The 26,136-nt window shown below is 63.6% G+C and carries 25 protein-coding genes and 1 pseudogene; 11 read left to right on the top strand and 15 right to left on the bottom strand.

The window, feature by feature from the left end; translation table 11 throughout:
• Positions 1-19 precede the first annotated feature (19 nt).
• The 5 genes from ABNP31_RS25515 to dadA form a co-directional block, all read right to left on the bottom strand.
• Positions 20-1,882 (bottom strand): acetyl-CoA hydrolase/transferase C-terminal domain-containing protein, encoded by a 1,863-nt coding sequence (locus ABNP31_RS25515; protein WP_350012873.1) that lies wholly within the window; start codon positions 1,880-1,882, stop codon positions 20-22.
• Between the two features lie 275 nt (positions 1,883-2,157).
• Positions 2,158-2,562: a c-type cytochrome gene (locus tag ABNP31_RS25520; protein ID WP_038408395.1), complete on the bottom strand. Its 405-nt coding sequence runs from the start codon at positions 2,560-2,562 to the stop codon at positions 2,158-2,160.
• A gap of 154 nt (positions 2,563-2,716) precedes the next feature.
• Entirely contained in the window at positions 2,717-3,265 is a 549-nt protein-coding gene (locus ABNP31_RS25525) for a cupin domain-containing protein (RefSeq protein ID WP_013974777.1), read from the bottom strand.
• 109 nt (positions 3,266-3,374) lie between these two features.
• Positions 3,375-4,448: an alanine racemase gene (gene alr, locus ABNP31_RS25530; RefSeq protein WP_041506316.1), complete on the bottom strand. Its 1,074-nt coding sequence runs from the start codon at positions 4,446-4,448 to the stop codon at positions 3,375-3,377.
• Positions 4,449-4,596: 148 nt separating this feature from the next.
• Positions 4,597-5,901 (bottom strand): D-amino acid dehydrogenase, encoded by a 1,305-nt coding sequence (gene dadA / locus ABNP31_RS25535; RefSeq protein ID WP_013974779.1) that lies wholly within the window; start codon positions 5,899-5,901, stop codon positions 4,597-4,599.
• 156 nt (positions 5,902-6,057) lie between these two features.
• Between dadA and dadR the strand changes: the two genes are divergently transcribed.
• Positions 6,058-6,546 (top strand): transcriptional regulator DadR, encoded by a 489-nt coding sequence (gene dadR, locus ABNP31_RS25540; RefSeq protein WP_003258963.1) that lies wholly within the window; start codon positions 6,058-6,060, stop codon positions 6,544-6,546.
• A 2-nt stretch (positions 6,547-6,548) separates the two neighbouring features.
• Here the strand turns inward: dadR and ABNP31_RS25545 are convergent, their stop codons facing one another.
• Positions 6,549-6,902, bottom strand: coding sequence for a YkgJ family cysteine cluster protein (locus ABNP31_RS25545; protein WP_013974780.1), 354 nt, complete (start codon positions 6,900-6,902; stop codon positions 6,549-6,551).
• Between the two features lie 149 nt (positions 6,903-7,051).
• On the opposite strand from ABNP31_RS25545, the gene ABNP31_RS25550 reads away from it, so the two are divergent.
• Entirely contained in the window at positions 7,052-8,344 is a 1,293-nt protein-coding gene (locus ABNP31_RS25550) for an NAD(P)/FAD-dependent oxidoreductase (protein WP_085615947.1), read from the top strand.
• A gap of 154 nt (positions 8,345-8,498) precedes the next feature.
• On the opposite strand, the gene ABNP31_RS25555 is transcribed toward ABNP31_RS25550, so the two are convergent.
• Positions 8,499-8,729, bottom strand: a complete 231-nt coding sequence (locus ABNP31_RS25555; RefSeq protein ID WP_085615949.1) for a DUF1127 domain-containing protein — start codon at positions 8,727-8,729, stop codon at positions 8,499-8,501.
• 178 nt (positions 8,730-8,907) lie between these two features.
• On the opposite strand from ABNP31_RS25555, the gene ABNP31_RS25560 reads away from it, so the two are divergent.
• Together ABNP31_RS25560 and ABNP31_RS25565 are read left to right on the top strand one after the other, a co-directional pair.
• Positions 8,908-10,338 carry a PLP-dependent aminotransferase family protein gene (locus ABNP31_RS25560; protein WP_170929250.1) on the top strand — a complete coding sequence of 477 codons (1,431 nt, stop codon included), beginning with the start codon at positions 8,908-8,910 and terminating at the stop codon, positions 10,336-10,338.
• A 60-nt stretch (positions 10,339-10,398) separates the two neighbouring features.
• The gene (locus ABNP31_RS25565) at positions 10,399-11,955 is read left to right on the top strand and encodes a phospholipase D family protein (protein ID WP_350012874.1); all 1,557 of its coding nucleotides are present in this window, start codon (positions 10,399-10,401) and stop codon (positions 11,953-11,955) included.
• A 121-nt stretch (positions 11,956-12,076) separates the two neighbouring features.
• Here the strand turns inward: ABNP31_RS25565 and ABNP31_RS25570 are convergent, their stop codons facing one another.
• Both ABNP31_RS25570 and ABNP31_RS25575 read right to left on the bottom strand, forming a co-directional pair.
• Positions 12,077-13,216 (bottom strand): MFS transporter, encoded by a 1,140-nt coding sequence (locus tag ABNP31_RS25570; protein WP_085588798.1) that lies wholly within the window; start codon positions 13,214-13,216, stop codon positions 12,077-12,079.
• A 141-nt stretch (positions 13,217-13,357) separates the two neighbouring features.
• A complete protein-coding gene (locus tag ABNP31_RS25575; RefSeq protein ID WP_013974786.1) occupies positions 13,358-14,851 on the bottom strand; it encodes an aldehyde dehydrogenase in 1,494 nt (497 codons plus the stop codon).
• A gap of 196 nt (positions 14,852-15,047) precedes the next feature.
• Here ABNP31_RS25575 and ABNP31_RS25580 point away from each other — a divergent pair, with 196 nt between their 5' ends.
• Entirely contained in the window at positions 15,048-15,407 is a 360-nt protein-coding gene (locus ABNP31_RS25580; RefSeq protein WP_003258971.1) for a cupin domain-containing protein, read from the top strand.
• A 170-nt stretch (positions 15,408-15,577) separates the two neighbouring features.
• On the opposite strand, the gene rpmG is transcribed toward ABNP31_RS25580, so the two are convergent.
• Both rpmG and rpmB read right to left on the bottom strand, forming a co-directional pair.
• Entirely contained in the window at positions 15,578-15,733 is a 156-nt protein-coding gene (rpmG, locus tag ABNP31_RS25585) for a 50S ribosomal protein L33 (RefSeq protein WP_003253507.1), read from the bottom strand.
• Positions 15,734-15,743: 10 nt separating this feature from the next.
• A complete protein-coding gene (rpmB, locus tag ABNP31_RS25590) occupies positions 15,744-15,980 on the bottom strand; it encodes a 50S ribosomal protein L28 (protein ID WP_003258972.1) in 237 nt (78 codons plus the stop codon).
• Between the two features lie 361 nt (positions 15,981-16,341).
• On the opposite strand from rpmB, the gene ABNP31_RS25595 reads away from it, so the two are divergent.
• Positions 16,342-17,949 carry an ABC transporter substrate-binding protein gene (locus tag ABNP31_RS25595; protein ID WP_085664272.1) on the top strand — a complete coding sequence of 536 codons (1,608 nt, stop codon included), beginning with the start codon at positions 16,342-16,344 and terminating at the stop codon, positions 17,947-17,949.
• A 123-nt stretch (positions 17,950-18,072) separates the two neighbouring features.
• Here the strand turns inward: ABNP31_RS25595 and radC are convergent, their stop codons facing one another.
• Positions 18,073-18,753: a RadC family protein gene (radC, locus tag ABNP31_RS25600; protein WP_039612333.1), complete on the bottom strand. Its 681-nt coding sequence runs from the start codon at positions 18,751-18,753 to the stop codon at positions 18,073-18,075.
• Positions 18,754-18,881: 128 nt separating this feature from the next.
• On the opposite strand from radC, the gene coaBC reads away from it, so the two are divergent.
• From coaBC to argB, 4 genes and pseudogenes are all read left to right on the top strand, one after another.
• Positions 18,882-20,093, top strand: a complete 1,212-nt coding sequence (gene coaBC / locus ABNP31_RS25605) for a bifunctional phosphopantothenoylcysteine decarboxylase/phosphopantothenate--cysteine ligase CoaBC (RefSeq protein ID WP_003253409.1) — start codon at positions 18,882-18,884, stop codon at positions 20,091-20,093.
• A gap of 5 nt (positions 20,094-20,098) precedes the next feature.
• Positions 20,099-20,554 carry a dUTP diphosphatase gene (dut, locus tag ABNP31_RS25610; RefSeq protein ID WP_015272329.1) on the top strand — a complete coding sequence of 152 codons (456 nt, stop codon included), beginning with the start codon at positions 20,099-20,101 and terminating at the stop codon, positions 20,552-20,554.
• Between the two features lie 144 nt (positions 20,555-20,698).
• A pseudogene (locus ABNP31_RS25615) lies at positions 20,699-22,066 on the top strand (phosphomannomutase/phosphoglucomutase); the annotation flags it as partial.
• Between the two features lie 30 nt (positions 22,067-22,096).
• Positions 22,097-23,002, top strand: coding sequence for an acetylglutamate kinase (argB, locus tag ABNP31_RS25620; protein ID WP_003258198.1), 906 nt, complete (start codon positions 22,097-22,099; stop codon positions 23,000-23,002).
• 180 nt (positions 23,003-23,182) lie between these two features.
• On the opposite strand, the gene pyrE is transcribed toward argB, so the two are convergent.
• Positions 23,183-23,824: an orotate phosphoribosyltransferase gene (gene pyrE, locus ABNP31_RS25625; protein ID WP_085664270.1), complete on the bottom strand. Its 642-nt coding sequence runs from the start codon at positions 23,822-23,824 to the stop codon at positions 23,183-23,185.
• Between the two features lie 80 nt (positions 23,825-23,904).
• On the opposite strand from pyrE, the gene ABNP31_RS25630 reads away from it, so the two are divergent.
• A complete protein-coding gene (locus ABNP31_RS25630; protein WP_003253401.1) occupies positions 23,905-24,684 on the top strand; it encodes an exodeoxyribonuclease III in 780 nt (259 codons plus the stop codon).
• A gap of 115 nt (positions 24,685-24,799) precedes the next feature.
• On the opposite strand, the gene ABNP31_RS25635 is transcribed toward ABNP31_RS25630, so the two are convergent.
• The gene (locus ABNP31_RS25635; protein ID WP_003258195.1) at positions 24,800-25,168 is read right to left on the bottom strand and encodes a DUF4870 domain-containing protein; all 369 of its coding nucleotides are present in this window, start codon (positions 25,166-25,168) and stop codon (positions 24,800-24,802) included.
• Between the two features lie 23 nt (positions 25,169-25,191).
• Complete coding sequence (gene rph / locus ABNP31_RS25640; protein WP_013974792.1) at positions 25,192-25,914, bottom strand: ribonuclease PH; 723 nt, start codon at positions 25,912-25,914, stop codon at positions 25,192-25,194.
• Between the last annotated feature and the right edge of the window lie 222 nt (positions 25,915-26,136).

Raw genomic sequence — 26,136 nt, forward strand, 5'->3', positions numbered from 1 at the left:
GGACAGTATGTCCGAGCGCTTATTTTGCAGCCTGTAAGCCCGCCAGCAGCAACCGCTGGTAAAGCTCTTCCTTCAGCCCCTGCGGCTGATCCAGTTGCATCCGCGCAAGATGCCTCGCATACCCCTCTGGCCCCGGCGCATCCAGCGCTGCCTTGCCCAGCTCCAGTACCTCGCTCAGCTTGAACTTGCTCTTCAACCAGTTCAGTGCCCGCAGCAAATCCCGCTCTTCAGCCGTAAAGTCCGTGCCCAGCGGATACTCCGGGAACAACCGCGAGTGCCGCGCCCTGATCGCCTCCAGCCGCTGCGGCGTATTGTCGGTAAAGCACGCCTCCAGTTGAAAGTCTTTGGCCAGCTTGCCGGCGTCCTTTGCCTGCTCGATCAACCCCTGCTGGAACCGTGAATCACATACCGCCAGCAACCGCGCAATCACCTCGCTGTCGGTCTGCCCACGCAGGTCGGCGATGCCGTACTCGGTCACCACGATATCGCGCAGGTGCCGGGGGATGGTGCAATGGCCATAGTTCCAGAACAGGTTCGAGGTCACCTCCCCGCCCGCCTCACGCCAGCTGCGCAGCAGCAGGATCGAACGCCCGCCCACCAGCGCATGGCCCTGGGCGACGAAGTTGTACTGCCCGCCCACGCCACTGAGTACCCGGCCATCCTCCAGCTGGTCGGCCACCCCGGCGCCGAGCAGGGTCATGCCGAATACGGTGTTGATGAAGCGCGCATCACGGCGTTGGCGGCGCTTGAGCTCCTCCTGTCCATACAGCTCGTTGATGAAGCTGATACGCGTCATGGCAAACCGTGCGCGCTGTTCCAGCGGCATGTCGCGCAAGCGCTGGTAGAACGCCTGGGGGCCGAGGAAGAAACCGCCATGCAGCACTGCCGCCCCCTGCTCGTCCGCCGGGCGCCGCAACAGGCCCGCTTCGGCCAGCGCCAGCAAGCCGTTGACGAACATCTCGCTGCAGCCGTACAGGCCTTGGGCGAAGGTATCCAGGCCCCCTTCCCGTTCGATCAGCGCTTGCCACGAGCCAGCACCCAGCGCGTCGAGCACGGCACGATATCCGGCGTTGTCACCCTGGCGCGCCAGCAATGCGGCAGCTACCGCATCGCCCATGGCACCAATGCCGATCTGTAGCGTGCCGCCGTCGCGAACCAGGCTGCTGGCGTGCAGGCCGATGCAGTGGTCCTGGGTGTTGACCGGCATGTTCGGCGTGGAGAACAGGCGGCGTTGCTCGGCTGTGTCGATCAGCAGGTCGAACGTATCGATGGGTAGCTCGGCGTCACCCGGCATGTAAGGCAGCTCGGCATGCACCTGGCCGAGCATGAGGATGGTCTCGCCGGCGGCGCGGCGCTTGGCGATCATCGGCAGCAGGTCGAGGGTGATGTCGGGGTTGCAGGCCAGGCTCAGGTGCACCGGCCTCTCGGGGGTGGCGGCCACCAGCTGCGCGATCAGGTTCAGGCCCTTGGCGTTGATGTCGCGTGCGGCGTGGCTGTAGTTGCTGCTGATGTAGCTCTGCTGGGCCGACGCGCTGTGCAGCAGGCTGCCGGGCTGCATGAAGAACTGTTCGACGCGAATGTTGGATGGCAACGTGTCGTTGCGAAGGTCGGTGAGGTAGGCGAGTTCTTCGTAGTCGGCGAAAACGCGTTCGACAAAGGGTTCGAGAAAGCGCCGTTGCAAACCGTCACCCAGTGACGGACGTCCGAGGGACAGGGCCGTGTAGATGGTCAGCTGCCGTTCGGGCAGCTCGCGGATGCGGGCGTAAAGCGCATTGACGAAGGCGTTGGGCTTGCCCAGGCCCAGCGGCAGGCCCATGTGGATATGGGCTGGCAGGCGCGACAGGACTTGCTCGACGGCCTGGTCGATGGAGCAGAGGTGCATCGGGGCCTCCTGAGACATCCATGGGTTCAGGGGTTGGACATGGGCTTTGGTGGGTTGGTTGCCCGTGCCGGCCTCTTCGCGGCTAAAGCCGCTCCCACAGAGACCTCACCGCCCTTGAGTCCTGTGCTGTACCTGTGAGTTCCCACAGGGGCCCCACAGCCCTTGAAGCCTGCACTGCACCTGTGGGAGCGGCTTTAGCCGCGAAAGGGCCGGCACAGGCACCACAAAAACAAAGCCCGCCATCAATGGCGGGCCTCATGCAATTCAGCTGTTTCTCACAGCCCGGACATTTTCTTGATCGCCCCTTTCAGGTCGTCATCCGAGCAGTCCGCGCAGGTGCCTTTCGGTGGCATGGCGTTGATGCCGGTAATGGCCTTGGCCAGGATGCCGTCCAGGCCGCCCTGGTGGTCGGCGCGTTCCTTCCACGCCGCGGTATCGCCAATCTTCGGTGCGCCGAGCAGTCCGGAGCCATGGCAGGCATTGCAGTGCTTGGCGATGATCTCGTCCGGCGTCTTGGCACCACCGCCACCTGCGGCGGCGGCCACTTCCATGCCTTTGCACTCTTGGCCCTGGACGCACACCTGGCCAACCGGCTCCAGGCGCTTGGCGATGTCATCATTGGTCGCAGCGGTTGCGCTCATTGCCCAGAGGGCGAATACGGCTGCTGGTACGGCCAGCATCTTCTTGATTTGGTTCACGCGAACACCCTCATGGTGGCTAATCACGCTCGCGGCCACGGATCGGCGAGCGTTGAAAAGTATAGCGGGAACCCAGAGGCCGTGAAACGACCCCACACAGGAAAGGGGTATTGCCGAATCAATGCACTGCGCTGGATCAAAAGTTTGAAGGCGTCGCCGCACTGATCAGCCGCGCCGGCCGGTCGAACGGGTTGCGAAAGCGGTGCGGGCGGGTGCTTTCGAAGTAGTAGCTGTCGCCCTCTTCAAGGATGAAGATCTCGTTGCCGACCACCAGCTCCAAGCGGCCTTCGAGCAGGATGCCGGTTTCTTCGCCGTCGTGGGTAAGCATTTCGGCCCCCGTATCGGCACCCGGTGGATACACCTCGGTGAGAAAGGCGATGGCACGGTTGGGGTGCGACTTGCCGACCAGCTTCATGGTCACCGCACCGTCGGAGATATCGATCAGTTCATGGGCCTTGTAGACGATCTGCGTGGGGCTTTCAGGTTCCAGTTCGACCGAGAAGAACTCGACCATGGACATGGGAATGCCGCTCAGCACCTTGCGCAGCGAGCTGATCGACGGGCTCACGCTGTTCTTCTCGATCATCGAGATGGTGCTGTTGGTCACGCCGGCACGCTTGGCGAGTTCACGCTGGGACAGGCCCTTGAGCTTGCGGATGGCTTGCAGTCGTTCGCCGACGTCCAAAGCTGGAGCCTCCTGAAACGGTGGAAAGGGGGGTGGATGTGAACGATATCATGGCAATGCCGTTCAGTATTTACAACACACCGCCCCTCAACCTGTCCGCTTCAGCGTGTCATTCGCCGATGTAGTCCCGCGGTACTCGCTTCAGGTTGCAGAAAATCTGGTACGGAATGGTACCCGCGTGCGCAGCCACCTCACTGGCCAGCACATGCTTGCCCCATAGTTCGACCGGGCTGCCGACGGTGGCTTCCGGCACGTCGGTCAGGTCGATGCTGAGCATATCCATCGATACTCGGCCGATCAGTTGGGTGCGCTTGCCAGCGACCAGCACCGGGGTACCGTTGGGCGCCTGGCGCGGGTAGCCATCGGCATAGCCCATGGCAACCACACCAACGCGGGTTGGCCGTGGGCTGACGAACTTGGCGCCATAGCCCACCGGCTCGCCGGCAGGCAGTTCGCGCACGCTGATCACCCGCGATTGCAGGGTCATCACCGGTTGCAGGCGCTCGGCCTCGGCCTGAGCCACTTCGAACGGTGTGGCACCGTACAGCATCAGGCCCGGGCGCACCCAGTCGCTGGGGGCCTGCGGCCAGCCCAGCACACCGGGGGAGTTGCGCAGGCTGCACTCGGCGGCCAGGCCCTGGCGGGCGGCCTCGAACACGGCGATCTGCTGGGCGGTAGCGTCGGCATCCAGTTCGTCGGCGCGAGCGAAGTGGCTCATCAGCACGATGCGCGCGACCTTGCCGCTGGCCAGCAGGCGCTGGTAGGCCTCGTGGTAGTCCTTGGGGTGCAGGCCGACGCGGTGCATGCCGCTGTCGAGCTTGAGCCAGACGGTGAGCGGCTTGTGCAGCTGGGTCTTTTCGATCGCTTCCAGTTGCCACAGCGAGTGCACCACGCACCACAGGTCGTGTTCGGCGATCAGGGCCAATTCGCTGGCTTCGAAGAAGCCTTCCAGCAGCAGCACCGGGGCCTTGATACCGGCGGCGCGCAGCTCCAGCGCTTCTTCGATGCAGGCCACGGCAAAGCCGTCGGCTTCTGCCTCCAGGGCCAGGGCACAGCGCACGGCGCCGTGGCCGTAGGCGTCGGCCTTGATCACGGCGAGGGCTTTGGCACCGGTCAGTTCACGGGCCAGACGGTAGTTGTGGCGCAGGGCCTGGAGGTCGATCAGGGCGCGGGCGGGACGCATGGCGGCTGCCTTATGGTGGTTCACAGGTTGAAAACGGTGTTGGGTTCTTCGCGGGCTCGCCCGCTCCCACAGGTACTGCACAGTTTTCAATATCTGTGGTGTTCCTGTGGGAGCGGGCGAGCCCGCGAAGAGGCCGGTACAGGCGAACTTACTGCTGGTGAGCCGGCGCAGTCTGCCCGTGCTTGGCCACTTCCGGGCTGTTGCCATAACGGGAAATGTCCAGGCCTTCGGCACTGATCTGCGGCTTCTTGCGCGCAATCAGGTCGGCCAGCAGGCGACCGGAGCCGCACGCCATGGTCCAGCCCAAAGTACCGTGACCGGTGTTCAGGAACAGGTTGCGGAACGCCGTGGCGCCGACGATCGGCGTGCCGTCCGGGGTCGCCGGGCGCAGGCCGGTCCAGAAGCTGGCCTGGCTCAGATCACCGCCGCGAGGATAAAGGTCGTTGACGATCATCTCCAGCGTTTCGCGCCGACGCGGGTTCAGCGACAGGTCAAAACCGGCAATTTCAGCCATGCCGCCGACGCGGATACGGTTGTCGAAACGGGTAATGGCGACCTTGTAGGTCTCGTCGAGAATGGTCGAGGTCGGGGCCATGTCGGCGTTGGTGATCGGCACGGTCAGCGAGTAGCCCTTCAGCGGGTACACCGGGGCCTTGATGCCCAGCGGCTTGAGCATCTGCGGCGAGTAGCTGCCCAGCGCCAGCACGTAACGGTCGGCGGTTTCCAGCTTGCCGTCGATCCACACGCCATTGATGCGGTCACCCGCGAAGTCCAGGCGCTGGATGTCCTGGCCGAAGCGGAACTCCACGCCCAGCTTAACGGCCATTTCGGCAAGCTTGGTGGTGAACAGCTGGCAGTCGCCAGTCTGGTCGTTTGGCAGGCGCAGGGCGCCGGCCAGGATGTCCTTGACGCCAGCCAGGGCCGGCTCGACGCGGGCAATGCCGTCGCGGTCGAGCAGCTCGTAAGGCACGCCGGACTGCTCCAGCACGGCAATGTCCTTGGCCGCGGCATCCACCTGGGCCTGGGTACGGAACAGCTGGGTGGTGCCCAGGCTGCGGTTTTCGTAGGCGATGCCGGTTTCGGCGCGCAGTTCGTCGAGGCAGTCACGGCTGTACTCGGACAGGCGCACCATGCGCTCCTTGTTCACCGCGTAACGGCTGGCGGTGCAGTTGCGCAGCATCTGTGCCATCCACAGGTACTGGTCGACGTCGCCGGTGAGCTTGATGGCCAGGGGCGCGTGGCGCTCCAGCAGCCATTTGATGGCCTTCAGCGGCACGCCTGGGGCGGCCCAGGGCGAGGCATAGCCGGGCGAGATCTGGCCTGCGTTGGCAAAGCTGGTTTCCATGGCCACCGCCGGCTGGCGATCGACCACCGTTACTTCGAAACCTTGCCGGGCCAGATAGTAGGCACTGGCGGTTCCGATCACACCGCTACCAAGTACCAGAACTCGCATCGTTTTATCCCTCGCACGCGGCGCGCCGCAGACTTTTATTGAAATGGCATGAATGCGCGCAGTATAGGAATTTGAAGGCAGTGCAATTCACTATATAAAAGCCTATTATTGGCGAGAATTCTCGGCAAAATCGCCTTTCACGGAGGGGCATCCCCTATGAGAACCCAGCACCAGAGCAAGCGTGAACTGGACAAGATCGACCGTAACATCCTGCGTATCCTGCAGAATGACGGGCGTATTTCCTTCACCGAACTGGGCGAGAAAGTTGGGCTTTCCACCACCCCTTGCACCGAGCGGGTCCGCCGCCTGGAGCGCGAGGGCATCATCATGGGCTACAACGCCCGCCTGAACCCGCAGCACCTCAAGGGCAGCCTGCTGGTGTTCGTGGAAATCAGCCTGGACTACAAATCGGGCGACACCTTCGAGGAGTTCCGCCGCGCGGTGCTGAAACTGCCCCACGTGCTGGAATGCCACCTGGTTTCAGGCGACTTCGACTACCTGGTGAAGGCGCGCATTTCCGAGATGGCCTCGTACCGCAAGCTGCTCGGCGACATCCTGTTGAAGCTGCCGCACGTGCGCGAATCGAAGAGCTACATCGTGATGGAAGAGGTGAAGGAGAGCCTTTGCCTGCCGATCCCGGACTGAAGTCAGACCAGCACCTGGCGGGTGGTGGCAATGAACTGATGGACCAACTGCTCGGCAGCGGGCTCGATCATCTGTTCAGGGCCACGGCCACGCGGGCAGGCCAGGCGCGGGGTGGTGCCGAACAGGCGGCAGATCATCGGGCGCTCTTCATACACCGTGCAGCCGTTGGGGCCCAGGTGCACACAGTCCAGGCGCTCCAGGGCGGCGTCCTGCTCGGCCTGGGACTTGCGCGGCAGGCGGGCCATTTCTTCCGCCGAAGTGGTGACCGGGCCGCAGCAGTCGTGGCAGCCGGGCTCGCACTCGAAGGAAGGGATGAGTTCGCGCAGGAAGTGGATCTTGTGGCGGTTGCAGGACATGGCTGGGTTCAAAACTAGGAAATTGGCCAGATTATAGGCCCATTCGCGGGCTTGCCCGCGAACGAGGGCGCAGCCCTCGCCTTGTTGCCCACCACCCTACCCCGGCTTATCCTCCTCCCCCTCAGCCCACCAGCCTCAGGACCTGCCCAATGATCCACAGCGCGCAGCACGCCGCCTCCTACTACGCCGCCAGCAGCGCGCCACACCCCGACCACTCCTTCCTGCAAGGCGAGCACAGCGCCGACGTGTGCATCGTCGGCGGCGGCTACTCGGGCCTGAACACCGCCATCGAACTGGCCGAACGCGGCTTCTCGGTCATCCTGCTGGAAGCGCGCAAGCTCGGTTGGGGCGCCAGCGGGCGCAATGGTGGGCAACTGATCCGTGGCGTCGGCCACGGCCTGGAACAATTCCTCCCGGTCATCGGCGAGGAAGGCGTGCGCAGCCTGAAACTGATGGGCCTGGAAGCCGTGCAGATCGTCCGCGAGCGGGTCGAAAGGCATGCCATCGCTTGCGACCTGACTTGGGGTTACTGCGACCTGGCCAACAAACCCGCCGAACTGCTGGGCTTTGCGGAGGATGCTGAAGAACTGCGCACCCTCGGCTACGCACATGAACTGCGCCTGGTCGGCAAGGACGATATCCACAGCGTGGTCGGTGCCGACTGCTATGTCGGCGGGCTGGTCGACATGGGCTCCGGGCACCTGCACCCGCTCAACCTGGCCCTGGGTGAGGCTGCCGTGGCCAGCCGCCTGGGCGTGAAGCTGTTCGAGCAGTCCGAGGTCACACGCATCGACTACGGCCCGGAAGTACAGGTACACACCGCCCAGGGCCGGGTACGCGCCAAGACTCTGGTGCTGTGCTGCAACGCCTACCACAACGACCTCAACCGCGAACTGGGCGGCAAGGTGCTGCCAGCCGGCAGCTACATCATCGCCACCGAGCCGCTGGGCGAGGAACGTGCCCGTTCGCTGCTGCCGCAGAACATGGCGGTGTGTGACCAGCGGGTGGCGCTGGACTATTACCGCCTGTCCGCCGACCAGCGCCTGTTGTTCGGCGGTGCCTGCCACTATTCAGGCCGCGACCCGAAGGACATTGCCGCCTACATGCGGCCAAAGATGCTCAAGGTATTCCCGCAACTGGCCGATGTGCGCATCGACTACCAGTGGGGCGGCATGATCGGCATCGGCGCCAACCGCCTGCCACAGGTTGGCCGCCTGGCCAGCCAGCCGAACGTGTATTACGCCCAGGCCTACTCCGGCCATGGGCTCAACGCCACCCACCTGGCTGCGCGCCTGCTCGGCGAAGCCATCAGCGGCCAGGAAAGCGGGCGGTTCGACCTGTTTGCCAAGGTGCCGCACATCACCTTCCCCGGCGGCCAGCACCTGCGCTCGCCGCTGCTGGCGTTGGGGATGCTGTGGCATCGTCTGAAAGAGCTGATCTGAAAGCCACGCGGTCCCTGTAGGAGCGGCCTTGTGTCGCGAAAGGGGTGCGTAGCGCCCCCAGGTTTCAGCTTTGCCGCAAATATCGCTGGGGCCGCTCTGCGGCCCAATCGCGACACAAGGCCGCTCCTACATCGACCGCGCAACATCTGTATGGTCAGTCCTTCCAGAAGGGCTTACGCCCCTCGGTCCGGGCCTGCTCCCAGCTCAGCCCGACATCGCGCAACTCGTCATCGGTCAACTGCAGCAGCGCCCTGCGGGTGTGCCAGCGATGCAGCATCAGCCCCCAACGCCCCAACCCTTCCGGCGCGTTGAACACCTTGGCTTGCTGCCCGGCTTCCAGTTCCTTGGCCAACAGTTGCAAGCGCACATCGCTCATGCCACCCATCACCGCATCCTCTCGTTCAGTTGATACCGTGGTGAAAGCATGCGCGTCGACAGCACCGGCAATACAGATCCAATACAGCCTTATTATTCCCATACAGAATTGGCCGCAGGCCGACTGAATGCTGTATTTTCAGCGCAACTGTACCGGTCGCCACGCTATTGCAGCGAAGGAGTATGCCGTGACCCTTTACCTGAACCTCGCCGAACTGCTCGGTGCGCGCATTGAACAGGGCCTCTACCGCCCCGGCCAGCGCCTGCCGTCAGTGCGCGCCCTGAGTGTGGAGCACGGGGTCAGCCTGAGCACCGTGCAGCAGGCCTACCGCATGCTGGAAGACAGCGGCATGGTCTCGCCCCGGCCCAAGTCCGGCTACTTCGTCAACGACCACCGCCACCTGCCAGCCCTGCCCGCCGTCAGCCGCCCGGCCCAGCGCCCGGTAGACATCTCGCAATGGGAGCAGGTGCTGGAACTGGTGCGCAGCACCCCACGCCAAGGCGTGATCCAGCTCGGCCGCGGCATGCCCGACATCGACAGCCCCACCCTCAAGCCACTGCTGCGCAGCCTCGCCCAGCTGAGCCGGCGGCAGGACATGCCCGGCCTGTACTACGACAACATCCACGGCAACCTGGCCCTGCGCGAACAGGTGGCCCGGCTGACGCTCGACTCCGGCTGCCGCCTGGGCCCGGGCGACCTGGTGATAACCACCGGCTGCCATGAGGCGCTGTCATGCAGCATTCGCGCAGTGTGCGAGCCGGGCGATATCGTCGCGGTCGACTCCCCCAGCTTCCACGGCGCCATGCAGACCCTCAAGGGCCTGGGCATGAAAGCCCTGGAGATCCCTACCGACCCGGTCACCGGTATCAGTCTGGAAGCGCTGGAACTGGCCCTGGAGCAGTGGCCGATCAAGCTCATCCAGATCACCCCCAGCTGCAACAACCCGCTCGGCTACATCATGCCCGAGGCCCGCAAGAAGGCCCTGCTGAGCCTGGCCCAGCGCTACGACGTGGCGATCCTCGAAGATGATGTATACGGCGACCTGGCCTATACCTACCCGCGCCCACGCACCCTAAAGTCGTTTGACGACGACGGCCGCGTGCTGCTTTGCAGTTCGTTCTCCAAGACCCTCGCCCCCGGCCTGCGGATAGGCTGGGTGGCGCCCGGGCGTTACCTGGAGCGGGTGCTGCACATGAAGTACATCAGCACCGGCAGCACGGCCAGCCAGCCGCAGTTGGCCATTGCCGACTTCATCGCCGGCGGGCACTACCAACCCCACGTGCGCCGCATGCGCAGCCAGTACCAGCGTGGCCGCGACCTGATGAGCGATTGGGTGACCCGCTACTTCCCGGCGGGCACCCGGGTCAGCCGGCCGCAAGGCGGCTTCATGTTGTGGGTGGAATTACCCGAACATTTCGATACGCTGCGCCTGAACCGGGCTTTACTGGAGCAGGACGTACAGGTTGCCGTGGGCAGCATCTTCTCGGCCTCGGGCAAGTTCCGCCACTGCCTGCGCATGAACTTCGCCGCGCGGCCGACGCCGCAGATCGAAGCCGCCGTGCGCAAGGTTGGTGAAACCGCCCTTCGTCTACTGGATGAAGAAAGCGCCGGCGCGTAACTTTGCGCCGCCCGCCACGGTCCAACCTATCAAGCCTTTGCTGCACAGGACGATCCACCCTTGAGACTCCAGCGAGCCCTGCCTCTGCTGCTGGTGCTACTGCTCGGCCTTGCCGGCTGCGCCAGCGTCGGCACGCCCCGCGAAACCAGCCAGGCGCTGCCTGCCAACGACTCGGCCTTCGGCCGTTCGGTTCTGCGCCAGGCCGCGCCCTACGGCGGCCGCTCAGGCTTTCGCCTGCTGCCCAACAGCAACGAGGCGTTCCGCGCCCGCGCCGAACTGATCCGCAACGCCCAGGCGAGCATCGACCTGCAGTACTACATCGTCCACGATGGCCTCAGCACCCGCGCCCTGGTGCATGAACTGCTGCGCGCCGCCGACCGTGGCGTGCGCGTGCGCATCCTGCTCGACGACACCACCAGCGACGGCCTGGACGTCATCATGGGTACCCTCGATGCCCATCCGAACATCCATATCCGCGTGTTCAACCCGCTGCACCTGGGCCGCAGCACCGGCGCGACACGCGCGGTGGGCCGCCTGTTCAACCTGTCGCGCCAGCACCGACGCATGCACAACAAGCTGTTCCTGGTGGACAACAGCATGGCCATCGTCGGCGGGCGCAACCTGGGCGATGAGTATTTCGATGCCGAACCCAACCTCAACTTCACCGACATCGACTTGCTGGGCGTCGGCCCGGTGGCCGAACAGCTCGGCCACAGCTTCGACCAATACTGGAACAGCGCCCTGAGCCGGCCGATTACCGACTTCCTCTGGCGCGACCCGGATGCCAGCGACCTGCGCGCCAGCCGCCACCGCCTGGAAGTTTCACTGGCCGAAGCCAGGACCCAGCGCAAAGCCCTGTATGACCGCTTGATGGCCTACCAGTCGCAGCCACGCCTGGATGTGTGGCGCAACGAGCTTATCTGGGCCCATGCCCAGGCGCTGTGGGATGCGCCGAGCAAGGTGCTGGCCGATGACGAACCGGACCCGCAACTGCTGCTGACCCAGCAACTGGCCCCGGACTTGAGCAAGGTGCAACACGAGCTGATCCTGGTATCGGCGTACTTCGTGCCCGGCGAGTCCGGCCTGCTGTACCTGACCCACAGCGCTGACGCGGGCATATCGGTCAAGCTGCTGACCAACTCGCTGGAGGCTACCGACGTGCCGGCGGTGCATGGCGGCTACGCGCCGTATCGGCGGGCGCTGCTGGAGCATGGCGTGCAGCTGTACGAGCTGCGCCGCCAACCAGGCGACCCCAGCGCGCAGCACCGCGTGAGCTTCCATGGCAGCTCGGACTCGAGCCTGCACAGCAAGGCGATCGTGTTCGACCGGCGCAAGACCTTCATCGGCTCGTTCAACTTCGACCCGCGTTCGGTGTTGTGGAATACCGAGGTCGGAGTGCTGGTGGACAGCCCGGAGCTGGCCGAGTACACCCGCGCGCTGGCGGTACAGGGCATGGCCCCGGCCTTGAGCTATCAGCCGACGCTGGTGGGTAACCAGATGGTGTGGGTGACCGAGGAAAATGGCAGGCGGCGCATGCTCACATCCGAACCGGGCGGGATGTGGCGGCGGTTCAATGCCTGGATCAGCAAGGCGGTTGGCCTGGAGAAGATGTTGTAGCGGCGATTTTGGGGCTGCTTTGCAGCCCATCGCGACACAAGGCCGCTCCTACATGGGATCGCGTATCTCCTGTAGGAGCGGCCTTGTGTCGCGATGGGCCGCAAAGCGGCCCCAGAATCCATCAGGCAGAGGCAGGCTCAAACGCCCCGCGCCGCCGGGTCAACACCACCAAACCCGCAGCCCCCGCCGCCATCAGCAACGGCAACGCATGCCCGCTGATCCACTGGCTGCCTGCCCCGGCCAGCAGCGGCCCTAGCAGGCAGCCAATACCCCACAGCTGCGCCACATGGGCGTTGGCCCGCACCAGCGCATCATCCCGGTAGCGCTCACCAATCAGCACCAGCGACAAGGTGAACAAGCCCCCCGCACTAGCCCCGAACAGCACCCACAGCGGCCAGATCGCCGGCGTATGCAGCAGCAACGGAATCGCCAGGCTGGATACCAGCAGGGTCACCGCACAGCCGGTAAACAGAGCGCGCCGCGACATATGGTCGGCCAGCGCACCGATGGGCAGTTGCAGCACCGCATCGCCCACCACCACGGTACTGACCATGAACAGGGCGATTTCAGTGGTAAAGCCTTGCTGCAGGCAATACACCGGCAGCAAGGTAAGGATCATTGCCTCGAACGAGGCAAACAGGGCAATGGCCCAGGCGATCACCGGCAAGCGCCGGCAGAAGGCGAACAGGTCGCCGAAGGTGACGCTGCAGGCCTCTGTGCTGGGTGCCCCGCCACGGCCCAGGAGAATCAGCGGTGCCACCAGCAGCAGGCCGGTAGCGGCCCAGAAGCCGAAGTCGTCATCCGAGCCGAGAAAGCCCAGCACCAGCGGCCCGGCCAGCTGGCTGAGGGCATAGCTGCTGCCATACAGCGCCACCAGGCGGCCGCGCCATTGCTCGATCACCAGCTGGTTGATCCAGCTTTCGCCGAGTATGAACACCACGGTCAGCGACATACCGATCAGCAATCGCAACAGCAGCCACAGCGGGTAGCTGGGCAGCAGTGCGACCAGGCCGATCGACAGCGCCCCGCCCCACAGGCACAGGCGCATGGCCGATGGCACGCCGACCCAGCCGGCCAGGCGGCTGGCCAGGCTGGCACCTACCAGCACGCCCAGCGCCGGCATCGCGGCCATCACGCCGATGGCGAAGCTGCCGTAGCCCCAGGCCTCCAGGCGCAGGGATACCAGCGGCATGCTCACGCCGAGTGCCAGCCCGACGCTTAGCACCGATGCCAGTACGGCGAAGTAGGTACCCCAACGCATTGCAGCCTCCCAGGCCAAGAATTTTCCATGGCCCATTCGCGGGTAAACCCGCTCCCACAGGTACACCACCGCCCTTGAGAGCGGTGCAGTACCTGTGGGAGCGGGTTTACCCGCGAATGGGCCGCTAGGCGGCCCCCGGGATTACAACTTGATCCAGGTCGCCTTCAGCTCGGTGTACTTCTCCAGCGCATGCAGCGACTTGTCACGGCCGTTGCCCGACTGCTTGAAGCCACCGAACGGCGCGGTCATGTCGCCGCCGTCGTACTGGTTGACCCAGACGCTGCCAGCGCGCACGGCACGGGCGGTCTTGTGAGCCTTGGAGATGTCCGAGGTCCAGATGCCAGCGGCCAGGCCATACGGCGTGTCGTTGGCAATGGCGACGGCTTCTTCGGCGGTATCGAAGGCGATCACCGACAACACCGGGCCGAAGATTTCTTCCTGGGCGATCTTCATGGCGTTGGTCACGCCGTCGAAGATGGTCGGCTCGACATAGGTGCCACCGGTTTCTTCCAGGGTGCGCTTGCCGCCGGCCAGCAGCTTGGCGCCGTCCTTGTGGCCAGCCTCGATGTACGACAGCACGGTGTTCATCTGCTGGGTGTCGACCAGGGCACCGACAGTGGTCTGTGGGTCCAGCGGGTTGCCTGGCTTCCAGCCTTTCAGGGCCTCGACCACCATCGGCAGGAACTTGTCCTTGATCGAACGCTCGACCAGCAGGCGCGAGCCGGCGGTGCACACTTCGCCCTGGTTGAAGGCGATGGCGCTGGCGGCAGCTTCGGCGGCAGCTTGCAGGTCCGGAGCGTCAGCGAAGACGATGTTGGGGCTCTTGCCGCCGGCTTCCAGCCAGATGCGCTTCATGTTCGATTCGCCCGCGTAAACCATCAGTTGCTTGGCGATCTTGGTCGAACCGGTGAATACCAAGGTGTCGACGTCCATGTGCAGGGCCAGGGCCTTGCCCACGGTGTGGCCGTAGCCTGGCAGCACGTTCAGCACGCCAGCCGGGATACCGGCTTCGATGGCCAACTGGGCAATACGAATGGCAGTCAGCGGCGATTTTTCGGACGGCTTGAGCACTACCGAGTTACCGGTGGCCAGGGCCGGGCCGAGCTTCCAGCAGGCCATCAGCAGCGGGAAGTTCCACGGTACGATGGCACCGACCACACCCACCGCTTCGCGGGTGACCAGGCCGAGCTGGTCATGCGGGGTCGGGGCGACTTCGTCGTAGACCTTGTCGATGGCTTCGGCAGTCCAGTGGATGGCATTGGCCGCGCCAGGTACGTCAATGCTGGAGGAGTCGCCGATCGGCTTGCCCATGTCCAGGGTTTCCAGCAGCGCCAGCTCTTCGACGTTCTTGCGCAGCAGGTCGGCGAAGCGGATCAGCTTGGCCTTGCGCTTGGCCGGGGCCAGCTGCGACCACACGCCGGAGTTGAAGGTGGCACGGGCGTTTTCCACAGCGCGGTTGGCATCGGCCAGGTCGCAGCTGGCAACCTTGGCCAGGAAGCGTCCGTCGACCGGGCTCAGGCACTCGAAGGTTTCACCGGATGCGGCATCGGTGTATTCGCCGTTGATGAAGGCACGGCCTTCGATCTTCAGTTGCTGGGCACGTTGTTCCCAGTCCGCACGAGTCAGGGTGGTCATACGAAACTCCTCCTCTTGTATAGGTGCAACGCCGCACTGAGGACTCACAGGCGTTGTCAGAATTCTGCCCAAGCGTCGAGGGCATTTTAGCTACCGACACCCTAAACCAGCCCGTGTAAACTATCAATATATTTGACACGAATGGCTCAAAAGCCTACTCATGTGCATTTTATTAAACAACAACAGGAGCCGAACCATGAGCATCGACAGCATCATCGACTTCGCGCAGGTCATTACCGAGGCCGAACGCTACCGCCCGGCGGCGGAAAAAATCCTCAAGGGCGAGCCAGACCAGGCTGTCTACAACCATTATTCCAGCCCGTGCGGGCAGTTTGCCGCGGGCGTGTGGGAAGGCGAGGTGGGGCAGTGGACGGTGAACTACACCGAGCATGAGTACTGCGAGATCGTCCAGGGCGTTTCGGTGCTGCGTGACCAGGATGGCGGAGCCAAGACCCTGCGTGCCGGTGATCGGTTTGTCATCCCGGCCGGCTTCAAGGGCACCTGGGAGGTGCTGGAGCCTTGCCGCAAGATCTATGTGATGTTCGAGCAGAAATGATTTGAGGCTGTGCCGGCCTCTTCGCGGGTGAACCCGCTCCCACAAGGATTTCACCGCCCTAAAGGCTTGTGATGTACCTGTGGGAGCGGGTTTACCCGCGAAGAGGCCAGCACAGGCATAAAAAAACCCGCCTCCTTTCGGATGCGGGTTTTTTTCAGGTCGCCGATCAATTACTTGATCTTGGCTTCCTTGTACACCACGTGCTTGCGAACAACCGGATCGTATTTCTTGATCTCGATTTTGTCCGGAGTGGTGCGCTTGTTCTTGTCGGTGGTGTAGAAGTGGCCAGTGCCAGCACTCGAAACCAGACGGATCAATTCACGCATGACGTTCTCCTTAGAACTTTTCGCCGCGAGCGCGCAGCTCGGCCAGCACTACGTCGATACCACGCTTGTCAATAACGCGCATGCCTTTGGCAGATACGCGCAGACGCACGAAACGCTTCTCGGATTCAACCCAGAAACGGTGGTGCTGCAGGTTCGGCAGGAAACGACGACGGGTTTTGTTGTTTGCGTGGGAAATGTTGTTCCCGGTTACTGGACCCTTACCAGTAACTTGACAGACTCTCGACATGACTCAGCCCTCTAAAACCACATGCCCAACCCGGCATGGGTTGGCCGCTTAATCTCTCAGTCTTTGGCGCCTAGGCGCCGTGATTCTGGAGGTCTTATCGACCGGATCCGCTTATGCGACAGGCCGAGCCCCTAGAAAAGAGCGCTGCTTTATACCAGAAAGACTTGGCCGCAACAACATTAGATGCACATTGTCACGAGCCGGAACGCGCCGGGCCAGCATAGCGGCAGGCCCCGCCAGCCGTCGACCGCCCGTCGCCAATTTTGTAAAAAAGGGTGTGGTCATTTCCCGACGGGCACACTAGGGTAGGCCTTTTCCAGACTGCACTGGCAGATGGGCCACTGACAGCCAAGGAGCCACTATGCGTGCTGCCGCCCTTTCCTTATTGTTCAACTCCTTGTTCGCCGCAGGCGCCCTGTTCGCCGCCGGCGTTGCCCAGGCCGACCCGCTGAGCGTCTGCAGCGAGGCCAGCCCCGAAGGCTTCGACGTGGTGCAGTACAACTCGCTGACCACCACCAACGCCACGGCCGATGTGCTGATGAACCGCCTGGTGGAGTTCGACGCGGCGCAAGGCAAGGTGGTGCCGAGCCTGGCGGCCAGCTGGACGGTATCGGCCGACGGCCTGATCTACGACTTCACCCTGCGCGATGACGTGAAATTCCACACCACCGCCTACTTCAAGCCAAGCCGCGCACTGAACGCCGACGACGTGCTGTTCAGCTTCCAGCGCATGCTCTACCCCGCCCATGCCTGGCACAAGACTGCACCGGGCGGCTACCCGCATGCCCAGTCGCTGCAACTGGGCAGCCTGATCAAGGCAATCGAGGCGCCGGCACCGAACGCCGTGCGCTTCACCCTCAGCCACCCGGACGCCACCTTCCTGGCCACCCTGAGCATGGGCTTCGCCTCGATCTACTCCGCCGAGTACGCCGACAAACTGCTCAAGGCCGGTACGCCGGAGAAGCTAAACAGCCAGCCGGTCGGCACCGGGCCGTTCATCTTCCAGCGCTTCCAGAAGGACGCCGTGGTGCGCTATCGCGCCAACCCCGACTACTTCGCCGGCAAGCCAGCGGTCGACCCGTTGATCTTCGCCATCACCACCGATGCCAACGTGCGCCTGCAGAAGCTCAAGCGCGGCGAGTGCCAGGTCGCGTTGTCGCCCAAGCCGCTGGACATTGCCGAAGCCGGCAAGGACGGCAACCTCAAGGTGGCCACCACCCCGGCGTTCATGACCGCCTTCGTCGCCATCAACAGCCAGCACCCACCGCTGGACAAGCCGGAAGTGCGCCAGGCCATCAACCTGGCCTTCGACAAACAGGCCTACCTCAAGGCCGTATTCGAAGACTCCGCGGTGGCCGCCAACGGCCCCTACCCGCCCAACACCTGGAGCTACGCCAAAGACCTGCCCGGCTACCCGCTGGACCTGAAGAAAGCCAAGGCCCTGCTGACCAAGGCCGGCCTGGCCGAGGGCTTCAGCACCACGATCTGGACCCGCCCGTCGGGCAGCCTGCTCAACCCCAACCCCAGCCTCGGTGCGCAGATGCTGCAGGCCGACCTGGCCAAGATCGGCATCAAGGCCGAGATCCGCGTGATCGAGTGGGGCGAGCTGATCCGTCGCGCCAAGGCGGGCGAGCATGACCTGCTGTTCATGGGTTGGGCGGGTGACAACGGCGATCCGGATAACTTCCTCAGCCCGCAGTTTTCCTGCGCGGCGGTGCAGTCGGGGACCAACTTCGCACGCTTCTGCGACAGCCGCCTGGACCAGTTGATCAGCGCCGGGCGCACCACCAACGACCAGAGTGTGCGCAGCCGGCTTTATCAGCAGGCACAGACGCTGATCCAGCAGCAGGCGCTGTGGGTGCCGCTGGCGCACCCGACGGCGGCGACCTTGCTGCGCCAAGGGGTCGAGGGGTACCAGGTGAGCCCGTTCGGGCGGTTGGATTTCAGCAAGGTGTCTGTGAACAAGTAAGCCTGCACCGGCCTCTTCGCGGGTAAACCCGCTCCCACAGGGACCGCGCCAACTTTCAACATGGCACTTTCCCTGTGGGAGCGGGTTTACCCGCGAAAGGGCCGGGACAGGCAGCAAAAGTGCCTAAGCCACAATCCACCCATGCTCGACCATCGACAGTGGCTCCCCGTCACCGATGATGATGTGATCCAGCACCCGCACATCGATCAACGCCAGCCCCCGCTTCAACGACAGGGTCAAGTGCACATCGTCCTGGCTGGGCTCACTGTTGCCCGAGGGGTGGTTGTGGCACAGGATCAAGGCCGCTGCGTTATGCAGCAATGCCCGCCGCACCACTTCCCGCGGGTAGACGCTGGCCCGATCTATCGTGCCTCGGAAGAGGATCTCAAACGCCAACGGCCTGTGCTTGGTATCGAGAAAAAGGCACCCGAACACTTCGCTGACTTCATGTCGCAGCATCGCTTTCAAATAGCGCCTCACCGTTGCCGGGCTGTCCATCGCGGATTCACGCTCAATCGAAGTTGCAAGGTGCCTGCGCCCGATCTCCAGCAGCGCCTGCAGCTGGCTGTACCTCACCGGGCCCAACCCAAGCTCGCCGACGAAAGCCTCACGGTCGGCCTCCAGCAACTGGCGCAAACCCCCGAACTTCACGAGCAGACCTCGCGCCAGCTCCACGACATTGCGCCCACGCACACCTGAGCCGAGAAATACAGCCAGCAATTCCGCGTCCGTCAGGCTTCCAGCCCCACGCTGCAACAACTTCTCCCTCGGCCGCTCTTCAGCCGGCCACTCCCTGATATTCATCCCGTCCCTCTGCCCTTGCTGCGGCCCATTTCGGCCCTGTGTTAATCTATTTCGCCTCGTACATGCGACGTTCTGCCGCAGGCATTTTCAAACGTCGTCGCCCGCTCTCACTGGAAAAAGGCAAGCCTATGCAGCGGCTGTATCGCAAGCGCATCGTTCTCGGCGTGGGTGGCGGCATTGCCGCCTACAAAAGCGCCGAACTGATTCGCCGACTCCTGGAGCACGGCGCGCAGGTGCGCGTCGTCATGACCCGTGGTGGTGCAGAGTTCATCACCCCGCTGACCCTGCAGGCGCTGTCAGGCCACCCGGTGCACATGGATCTGCTCGACCCTGCCGCCGAAGCGGCCATGGGCCACATCGAACTGGCCAAGTGGGCTGACCTGGTGCTGATCGCCCCGGCCACCGCCGACCTCATGGCGCGCATGGCCCAAGGCATGGCCGACGACCTGCTGACCACCCTGGTGCTGGCTACCGATGCCACCGTTGCCGTGGCCCCGGCCATGAACCAGGCCATGTGGCGCGACCCGGCCACCCAGGCCAACCTCGAACTGCTCAAGAGCCGTGGCATCCAGGTGTTCGGCCCGGCGTCCGGCAGCCAGGCCTGTGGCGATGTCGGCCTGGGCCGCATGCTCGAAGCCACCGACCTGGCCTGGTGTGCCGCGGAAAGCTTCAAGCGCCAGGCACTGACCGGCAAGCACGTGCTGATCACCGCCGGCCCGACCCAGGAAAACATCGACCCGGTGCGCTACATCACCAATCATAGCTCCGGCAAGATGGGCTTCGCCCTGGCTGAAGCGGCCGCCGAAGCCGGGGCTCGGGTGACCCTCGTCACTGGCCCGGTGCACCTGCCGACCCCCGACCGGGTCAGCCGTATCGACGTGGTCAGCGCGCGGGACATGCTCGCGGCCTGTGAAGCGGCCATGCCGTGCGACCTGTTCATCGCCTCTGCGGCGGTTGCGGACTACCGCCCGGAAGTCGTTGCCACGCAAAAATTGAAGAAAGATCCTACGACGGGCGACGGCATGCTGCTGCAGATGGTGCGCAATCCCGATATCCTTGCCACCATCGCTGGCCGCGCCGACCGCCCGTTCAGCGTCGGTTTCGCCGCCGAGACCGAACACTTGCTCGATTACGCCACGCGCAAGCTCAAGGACAAGAACCTCGACCTGATCGTCGCCAATGATGTGGCCAACCCCAGCATCGGCTTCAACAGCGAGGAAAACGCCTTGACCGTGATCGACCGCCAGCAGCACCAGACCCTCTTCGCGCAGACCAGCAAGGGCAAGATTGCCCGGCAACTGGTCGCCTTCATCGCCGAACGGCTCAATCAGGTTCAATAAGTTACATGCACGCTCTTCAAGCCAAGATCCTCGACCCACGCCTGGGCACCGAATTCCCCCTGCCGCAGTACGCCACCCCCGGCTCCGCCGGCCTGGACCTGCGCGCCCTGCTCAAGGAAGACACCGTCCTCGAGCCAGGCCAGACCCTGCTGATCCCCACCGGCCTGTCGATCTACATCGGCGACCCGGGCCTGGCGGCGGTGATCCTGCCGCGCTCGGGCCTGGGCCATAAGCACGGCATCGTGCTGGGCAACCTGGTCGGGCTGATCGACTCGGACTACCAGGGCGAGTTGATGGTGTCGTGCTGGAACCGCGGCAACACCCCGTTCACCATCGCCGTTGGCGAGCGCATTGCCCAGCTGGTGCTGGTACCGGTGGTACAGGCCCATTTCGACATCGTCGAAGCGTTCGATGAAAGCCAGCGCGGTGCTGGCGGCTTCGGCCATTCCGGCAGCCACTGAGCCGAGAAATGACCGTTCAGGCCAAGGATGGCGAACTCTCTGGCGAAACCACCGTCCAAGCGTTCAGTTTGCGCCTGCCCAGAAAGCCTTTGACTAATGGAGCTTCCAGAGATGAACGACATGGCCCACCTGGTACCCGCCGCACTGCCAGACAGCATTTTCCGCGCGTATGACATTCGCGGCGTGGTCGGCAAGACCCTTCACGCCGAAACCGCCTACTGGATCGGCCGCGCCATCGGCGCGCAGAGCCTGGCCCAGGGCGAACCGCAGGTTTCGGTCGGCCGCGATGGCCGCCTGTCCGGCCCGATGCTGGTCGAACAGCTGATCAAGGGCCTGGTCGATGCCGGCTGCCAGGTCAGTGACGTCGGCCTGGTACCCACCCCGGCGCTGTACTACGCAGCCAACGTGCTGGCCGGCAAGTCCGGTGTGATGCTGACCGGCAGCCACAACCCGTCGGACTACAACGGCTTCAAGATCGTCATCGCTGGCGACACCCTGGCCAACGAACAGATCCAGGCCCTGCTGACGCGCCTGAAAACCAACGACCTGACCCGCGCCGAAGGCCGCGTGGAAAAGGTCGAGATCCTTGACCGCTACTTCCAGCAGATCGTCGAAGACGTGAAGCTGGCCAGGAAGCTCAAGGTGGTCGTGGACTGCGGCAACGGTGCCGCCGGCGTGGTCGCGCCGCAACTGATCGAAGCCCTTGGCTGCGAAGTGATCCCGCTGTTCTGCGAGGTCGACGGCAACTTCCCCAACCACCACCCGGACCCGGGCAAGCCGGAAAACCTCGAAGACCTGATCGCCAAGGTCAAGGAAACCGGCGCCGACATCGGCCTGGCCTTCGACGGTGACGGCGACCGCGTCGGCGTGGTGACCAACACTGGCAGCATCGTCTACCCAGACCGCCTGCTGATGCTGTTTGCCCAGGACGTGCTATCGCGCAACCCGGGCGCCGAGATCATCTTCGACGTCAAATGCACCCGTCGCCTGACCCCGCTGATCGAGCAGCACGGCGGCCGCGCTCTGATGTGGAAGACCGGTCACTCGCTGATCAAGAAGAAGATGAAGCAGACCGGCTCGCTGCTGGCCGGCGAGATGAGCGGTCACATCTTCATCAAGGAACGCTGGTACGGTTTCGACGACGGCATCTACAGCGCCGCGCGCCTGCTGGAGATCCTCAGCAAGGCCGGGCAGAGCGCCGAAAACCTGTTCGCCGCGTTCCCGAACGATATTTCCACGCCGGAAATCAATATTGATGTGACCGACGAGGGTAAATTCAGCATCATTGATGCACTGCAACGCGACGCCGACTGGGGCGAAGCCAACCTGACCACCATCGACGGTGTGCGGGTGGATTACGCCCACGGCTGGGGCCTGGTTCGCGCCTCCAACACTACCCCGGTGCTGGTGCTGCGCTTCGAGGCCGACAGCGACGCCGAATTGCAACGTATCAAGGATGTTTTCCGTACCCAGTTGCTGCGGGTTGAGCCTGAGCTGCAACTGCCGTTCTGACCGACTATCTGTTCCTTACAGGAGCCCTGCATGACCCTCGATCGCGATGCCGCTTCCCATGTAGCCGAGGTTTTGTCCGAAGCACTGCCTTACATCCGCCGCTTTGTCGGCAAGACCCTGGTGATCAAGTACGGCGGCAACGCGATGGAGAGCGAGGAGCTCAAGACCGGCTTCGCCCGTGACATCGTGCTGATGAAGGCTGTGGGCATCAACCCGGTGGTGGTCCACGGTGGTGGCCCGCAGATCGGCGACCTGCTCAAGCGCCTGTCGATCGAAAGCCACTTCATCGACGGCATGCGCGTCACCGACTCGGCGACCATGGACGTGGTGGAGATGGTGCTGGGTGGCCAGGTCAACAAGGACATCGTCAACCTGATCAACCGCCACGGCGGCAGCGCAATCGGCCTGACCGGCAAGGACGCGGAGCTGATCCGCGCCCGCAAGCTGACCGTCAGCCGCCAGACGCCCGAGATGACCACCCCGGAAATCATCGACATCGGCCACGTTGGCGAAGTGGTAAGCGTGAACACCGACCTGCTGAACATGCTGGTGAAGGGCGACTTCATCCCGGTGATCGCGCCGATCGGCGTGGGTGCCAATGGTGAGTCGTACAACATCAACGCCGACCTGGTGGCAGGCAAGGTAGCCGAAGCACTGAAGGCCGAGAAGCTGATGCTGCTGACCAACATCGCCGGCCTGATGGACAAGCAGGGCGAAGTACTGACCGGCCTGACCACCGAGCAGGTCAACGAACTGATCGCCGACGGCACCATCTACGGCGGCATGCTGCCGAAGATCAAGTGCGCGCTGGATGCGGTGCAGGGCGGTGTCAACAGCTCGCACATCATCGATGGCCGCGTGCCGAATGCGGTGCTGCTGGAGATCTTCACCGACAGCGGCGTGGGTACCCTGATTACCAACCGCAAGCAGCGCTGATTGGTTGGTTAGCCTGCACTGGCCCTATCGCCGGCAAGCCAGCTCCCACAGAATCTCCACAGCCCTCAAAGGCGGTGCTGTACCTGTGGGAGCGGGCATGCCCGCGAAGAGGCCAGAACAGGCGACACAAAAAAAGGCGACCTTCACAAGAAGGTCGCCTTTTTCATTTCCGGGCCCGGATCAGATACCGTACTGCGCCCGGTAAGCCTCGACAGCTGGCAGATGCTGCTTCAGCTGTGGGTCATCGGCCAGGAACTCCAGCACCTGGGTCAGCGAAACGATGCTGACCACAGGGATACCGAAGTCACGCTCCACTTCCTGGATCGCCGACAGCTCGCCATTGCCGCGCTCTTCGCGGTTCAGCGCGATCAGCACGCCAGCGGCCTTGGCGTGCTGGGCATTGATGATCTGCATGACCTCACGAATGGCGGTACCGGCGGTGATCACGTCGTCGATGATCAGCACATCACCGGCCAGCGGGGCACCGACCAGGCTGCCACCTTCACCGTGGTCCTTGGCTTCCTTGCGGTTGAAGCACCATGGCACGTCGAGCTGATGCTGATCGGCAAGGGCCACGGCAGTAGTCGCTGCCAGCGGGATACCCTTGTAGGCCGGGCCGAACAGCACATCGAACGGGATCTTGCTGTCGACGATGGCTGCAGCATAGCAACGGCCCAGTTCGGCCAGGGCGGAACCGGTGTTGAACAGGCCGGCATTGAAGAAATACGGGCTGGTACGCCCCGATTTCAGGGTGAATTCACCGAAACGCAGTACCCCGCGATCGATGGCAAAACGGATGAAGTCGCGCTGATACGGCTGCATGGATAGTCCCGGACACCACGGATTTAGCTAAATGGGTTGAGCTCGGGTATCATACACGCACGAGATTTTTGGGGCCATTTATGCGGATCATCAGTGTGAACGTAAATGGCATTCAGGCTGCGGCCGAGCGTGGTTTGCTCAGCTGGCTGCAAGCCCAGAATGCCGACGTCATCTGCCTTCAGGATACCCGCGCCTCGGCCTTTGAACTCGATGACCCAGCTTTCCAGCTCGATGGCTATTTCCTTTATGCCTGCGACGCGGAGGTGCCTGCCCAAGGTGGTGTGGCCCTGTATTCGCGCATGCAGCCCAAGGCAGTCATCACCGGCCTGGGCTTCGAGACAGCCGACCGCTACGGGCGTTACCTGCAAGCAGATTTCGACAAAGTCAGTATTGCCAGCCTGCTGCTGCCTTCGGGTATGAACGGCGACGAAGACTTGAACCAGAAGTTCAAGTTGATGGACGACTTCGCCAAGTACCTGGACAAACAGCGTCGCAAGCGTCGCGAATACATCTACTGCGGCTCGTTCTACGTGGCGCAGCAGAAGCTCGACATCAAGAACTGGCGTGACAGCCAGCAGTCGCCGGGCTTCCTGGCGCCGGAGCGTGCCTGGATGGACGCGATCACTGGCGAGATGGGTTACGTCGATGCCCTGCGCGAAGTCAGCCGTGAGGGCGACCAGTACAGCTGGTGGCCGGACAACGAGCAGGCCGAGATGCTCAACCTGGGCTACCGGTTCGACTACCAGATCCTCACCCCGGGCCTGCGCCGCTTCGTGCGCAACGCCCGCCTGCCGCGTCAACCGCGCTTCTCCCAGCATGCGCCGCTGATTGTCGACTATGACTGGACGTTGACCATCTGAAGGCATGGGGCCGCTTTGCGGCCCTATCGCGACACAAGGCCGCTCCTACAGGGGAATGCATATCCCTTGTAGGAGCGGCCTTGTGTCGCGATAGGGCTGCAAAGCAGCCCCAGCCTTATTTGATCGGCCGCCAGATCATCGGGTAGCGATACGGCTTGCCCTCATTCGCCCGCACAGCCGCAATGATGATCAGGATCATCACCGCGACCATCAGCATGGCGAACAGCACCAGCCCGATGAACACGAACATCAGCAGGAAGCAGATGAATCCGGCAATGGTCACGCTGATCTGAAAATTCAGCGCCTCTTTGCCCTGGGCGTCGATGAAAGGGTCTTGCTCGCGCTTGAGGTGCCACAGCACCAGCGGGCCCAGCAAGTGCCCGAGCGGCACCACCAGGCCCAGCAGCGCGGAGAGGTGGCAGAACATCGCCCACTGCCGGATTTCGGCATTGGGCGGGGTGATCGACAGGTTCGATTCGCTCATGCCCCTCACCTCCCTGGCTGGGTTCAGTCGGCCAGTGCCGCCTGCTGCAGTTCGAAGATCTCGCTCATGCCCTTCTGTGCCAGGGCGAGCATGGCGTTGAAGTCTTCAGGCTGGAACGGCGCACCTTCGGCAGTACCCTGCACTTCGATGAAACCACCGGCGCTGGTCATGACCACGTTCAGGTCGGTTTCGGCGGCGGAGTCTTCCAGGTAGTCCAGGTCGAGCACCGCTTCGCCCTGGTACATGCCCACCGACACTGCGGCGATCATGTGCTTGAGCGGGTTGCCGGCCTTCAGGCCACCGCGCTTCTTGATCACCGCCAGGGCGTCGCACAGGGCGACCATGGCACCGGTGATGGATGCGGTACGGGTGCCACCATCGGCCTGGATCACGTCGCAGTCGACGTACAGGGTAATGTCACCGAGCTTGCTCATGTCCAGCGCGGCGCGCAGCGAACGGCCGATCAGGCGCTGGATTTCCAGGGTGCGGCCACCCTGCTTGCCACGGCTGGCTTCGCGCTGGTTACGCTCGCCGGTGGAACGCGGCAGCATGCCGTATTCGGCGGTCAGCCAGCCTTGGCCCTGGCCTTTGAGGAAGCGCGGCACACCGTTTTCCACGCTGACCGTGCAGATGACCTTGGTGTCACCGAACTCGACCAGTACCGACCCTTCGGCGTGCTTGGTGTAGTTGCGGGTGATGCGGATCGAGCGGAGCTGATCGGCGGCGCGACCACTTGGACGTTTCATCTGGGATACCTGTACTGGGACTTTGAATCTGCCGAGCATTATAGAGCCCACGGCCCGGGGAAGACATGCCTATTGTCGCGCCCGACACAGCCCGTCGCCTTTTCCTGCCGGCCAGGCCACCCGTCGGTAACATGGGTGGATTGGGCGCCAAGGCCCCACTGCGCTACAATCCTGCGCCTTGCAGCCGAGAGGCTCCCACCGTTCATTCATATACGCGAGGTA

The sequence above is a fragment of the Pseudomonas asiatica genome (assembly GCF_040214835.1).
In the GTDB taxonomy this organism is placed as follows: Bacteria; Pseudomonadota; Gammaproteobacteria; order Pseudomonadales; family Pseudomonadaceae; genus Aquipseudomonas; species Aquipseudomonas putida_Z.

Bases quoted from the DNA above. Each gene is read 5' to 3' on its own strand.
- ABNP31_RS25515 (WP_350012873.1), bottom strand. From the start codon at position 1,882: ATGCACCTCTGCTCCATCGACCAGGCCGTCGAGCAAGTCCTGTCGCGC.
- ABNP31_RS25520 (WP_038408395.1), bottom strand. From the start codon at position 2,562: ATGCTGGCCGTACCAGCAGCCGTATTCGCCCTCTGGGCAATGAGCGCA.
- alr (WP_041506316.1), bottom strand. From the start codon at position 4,448: ATGCGTCCCGCCCGCGCCCTGATCGACCTCCAGGCCCTGCGCCACAAC.
- dadA (WP_013974779.1), bottom strand. From the start codon at position 5,901: ATGCGAGTTCTGGTACTTGGTAGCGGTGTGATCGGAACCGCCAGTGCC.
- dadR (WP_003258963.1), top strand. From the start codon at position 6,058: ATGAGAACCCAGCACCAGAGCAAGCGTGAACTGGACAAGATCGACCGT.
- ABNP31_RS25545 (WP_013974780.1), bottom strand. From the start codon at position 6,902: ATGTCCTGCAACCGCCACAAGATCCACTTCCTGCGCGAACTCATCCCT.
- ABNP31_RS25550 (WP_085615947.1), top strand. From the start codon at position 7,052: ATGATCCACAGCGCGCAGCACGCCGCCTCCTACTACGCCGCCAGCAGC.
- ABNP31_RS25555 (WP_085615949.1), bottom strand. From the start codon at position 8,729: ATGGGTGGCATGAGCGATGTGCGCTTGCAACTGTTGGCCAAGGAACTG.
- ABNP31_RS25570 (WP_085588798.1), bottom strand. From the start codon at position 13,216: ATGCGTTGGGGTACCTACTTCGCCGTACTGGCATCGGTGCTAAGCGTC.
- ABNP31_RS25575 (WP_013974786.1), bottom strand. From the start codon at position 14,851: ATGACCACCCTGACTCGTGCGGACTGGGAACAACGTGCCCAGCAACTG.
- ABNP31_RS25580 (WP_003258971.1), top strand. From the start codon at position 15,048: ATGAGCATCGACAGCATCATCGACTTCGCGCAGGTCATTACCGAGGCC.
- rpmG (WP_003253507.1), bottom strand. From the start codon at position 15,733: ATGCGTGAATTGATCCGTCTGGTTTCGAGTGCTGGCACTGGCCACTTC.
- rpmB (WP_003258972.1), bottom strand. From the start codon at position 15,980: ATGTCGAGAGTCTGTCAAGTTACTGGTAAGGGTCCAGTAACCGGGAAC.
- ABNP31_RS25595 (WP_085664272.1), top strand. From the start codon at position 16,342: ATGCGTGCTGCCGCCCTTTCCTTATTGTTCAACTCCTTGTTCGCCGCA.
- radC (WP_039612333.1), bottom strand. From the start codon at position 18,753: ATGAATATCAGGGAGTGGCCGGCTGAAGAGCGGCCGAGGGAGAAGTTG.
- coaBC (WP_003253409.1), top strand. From the start codon at position 18,882: ATGCAGCGGCTGTATCGCAAGCGCATCGTTCTCGGCGTGGGTGGCGGC.
- dut (WP_015272329.1), top strand. From the start codon at position 20,099: ATGCACGCTCTTCAAGCCAAGATCCTCGACCCACGCCTGGGCACCGAA.
- argB (WP_003258198.1), top strand. From the start codon at position 22,097: ATGACCCTCGATCGCGATGCCGCTTCCCATGTAGCCGAGGTTTTGTCC.
- pyrE (WP_085664270.1), bottom strand. From the start codon at position 23,824: ATGCAGCCGTATCAGCGCGACTTCATCCGTTTTGCCATCGATCGCGGG.
- ABNP31_RS25630 (WP_003253401.1), top strand. From the start codon at position 23,905: ATGCGGATCATCAGTGTGAACGTAAATGGCATTCAGGCTGCGGCCGAG.
- ABNP31_RS25635 (WP_003258195.1), bottom strand. From the start codon at position 25,168: ATGAGCGAATCGAACCTGTCGATCACCCCGCCCAATGCCGAAATCCGG.
- rph (WP_013974792.1), bottom strand. From the start codon at position 25,914: ATGAAACGTCCAAGTGGTCGCGCCGCCGATCAGCTCCGCTCGATCCGC.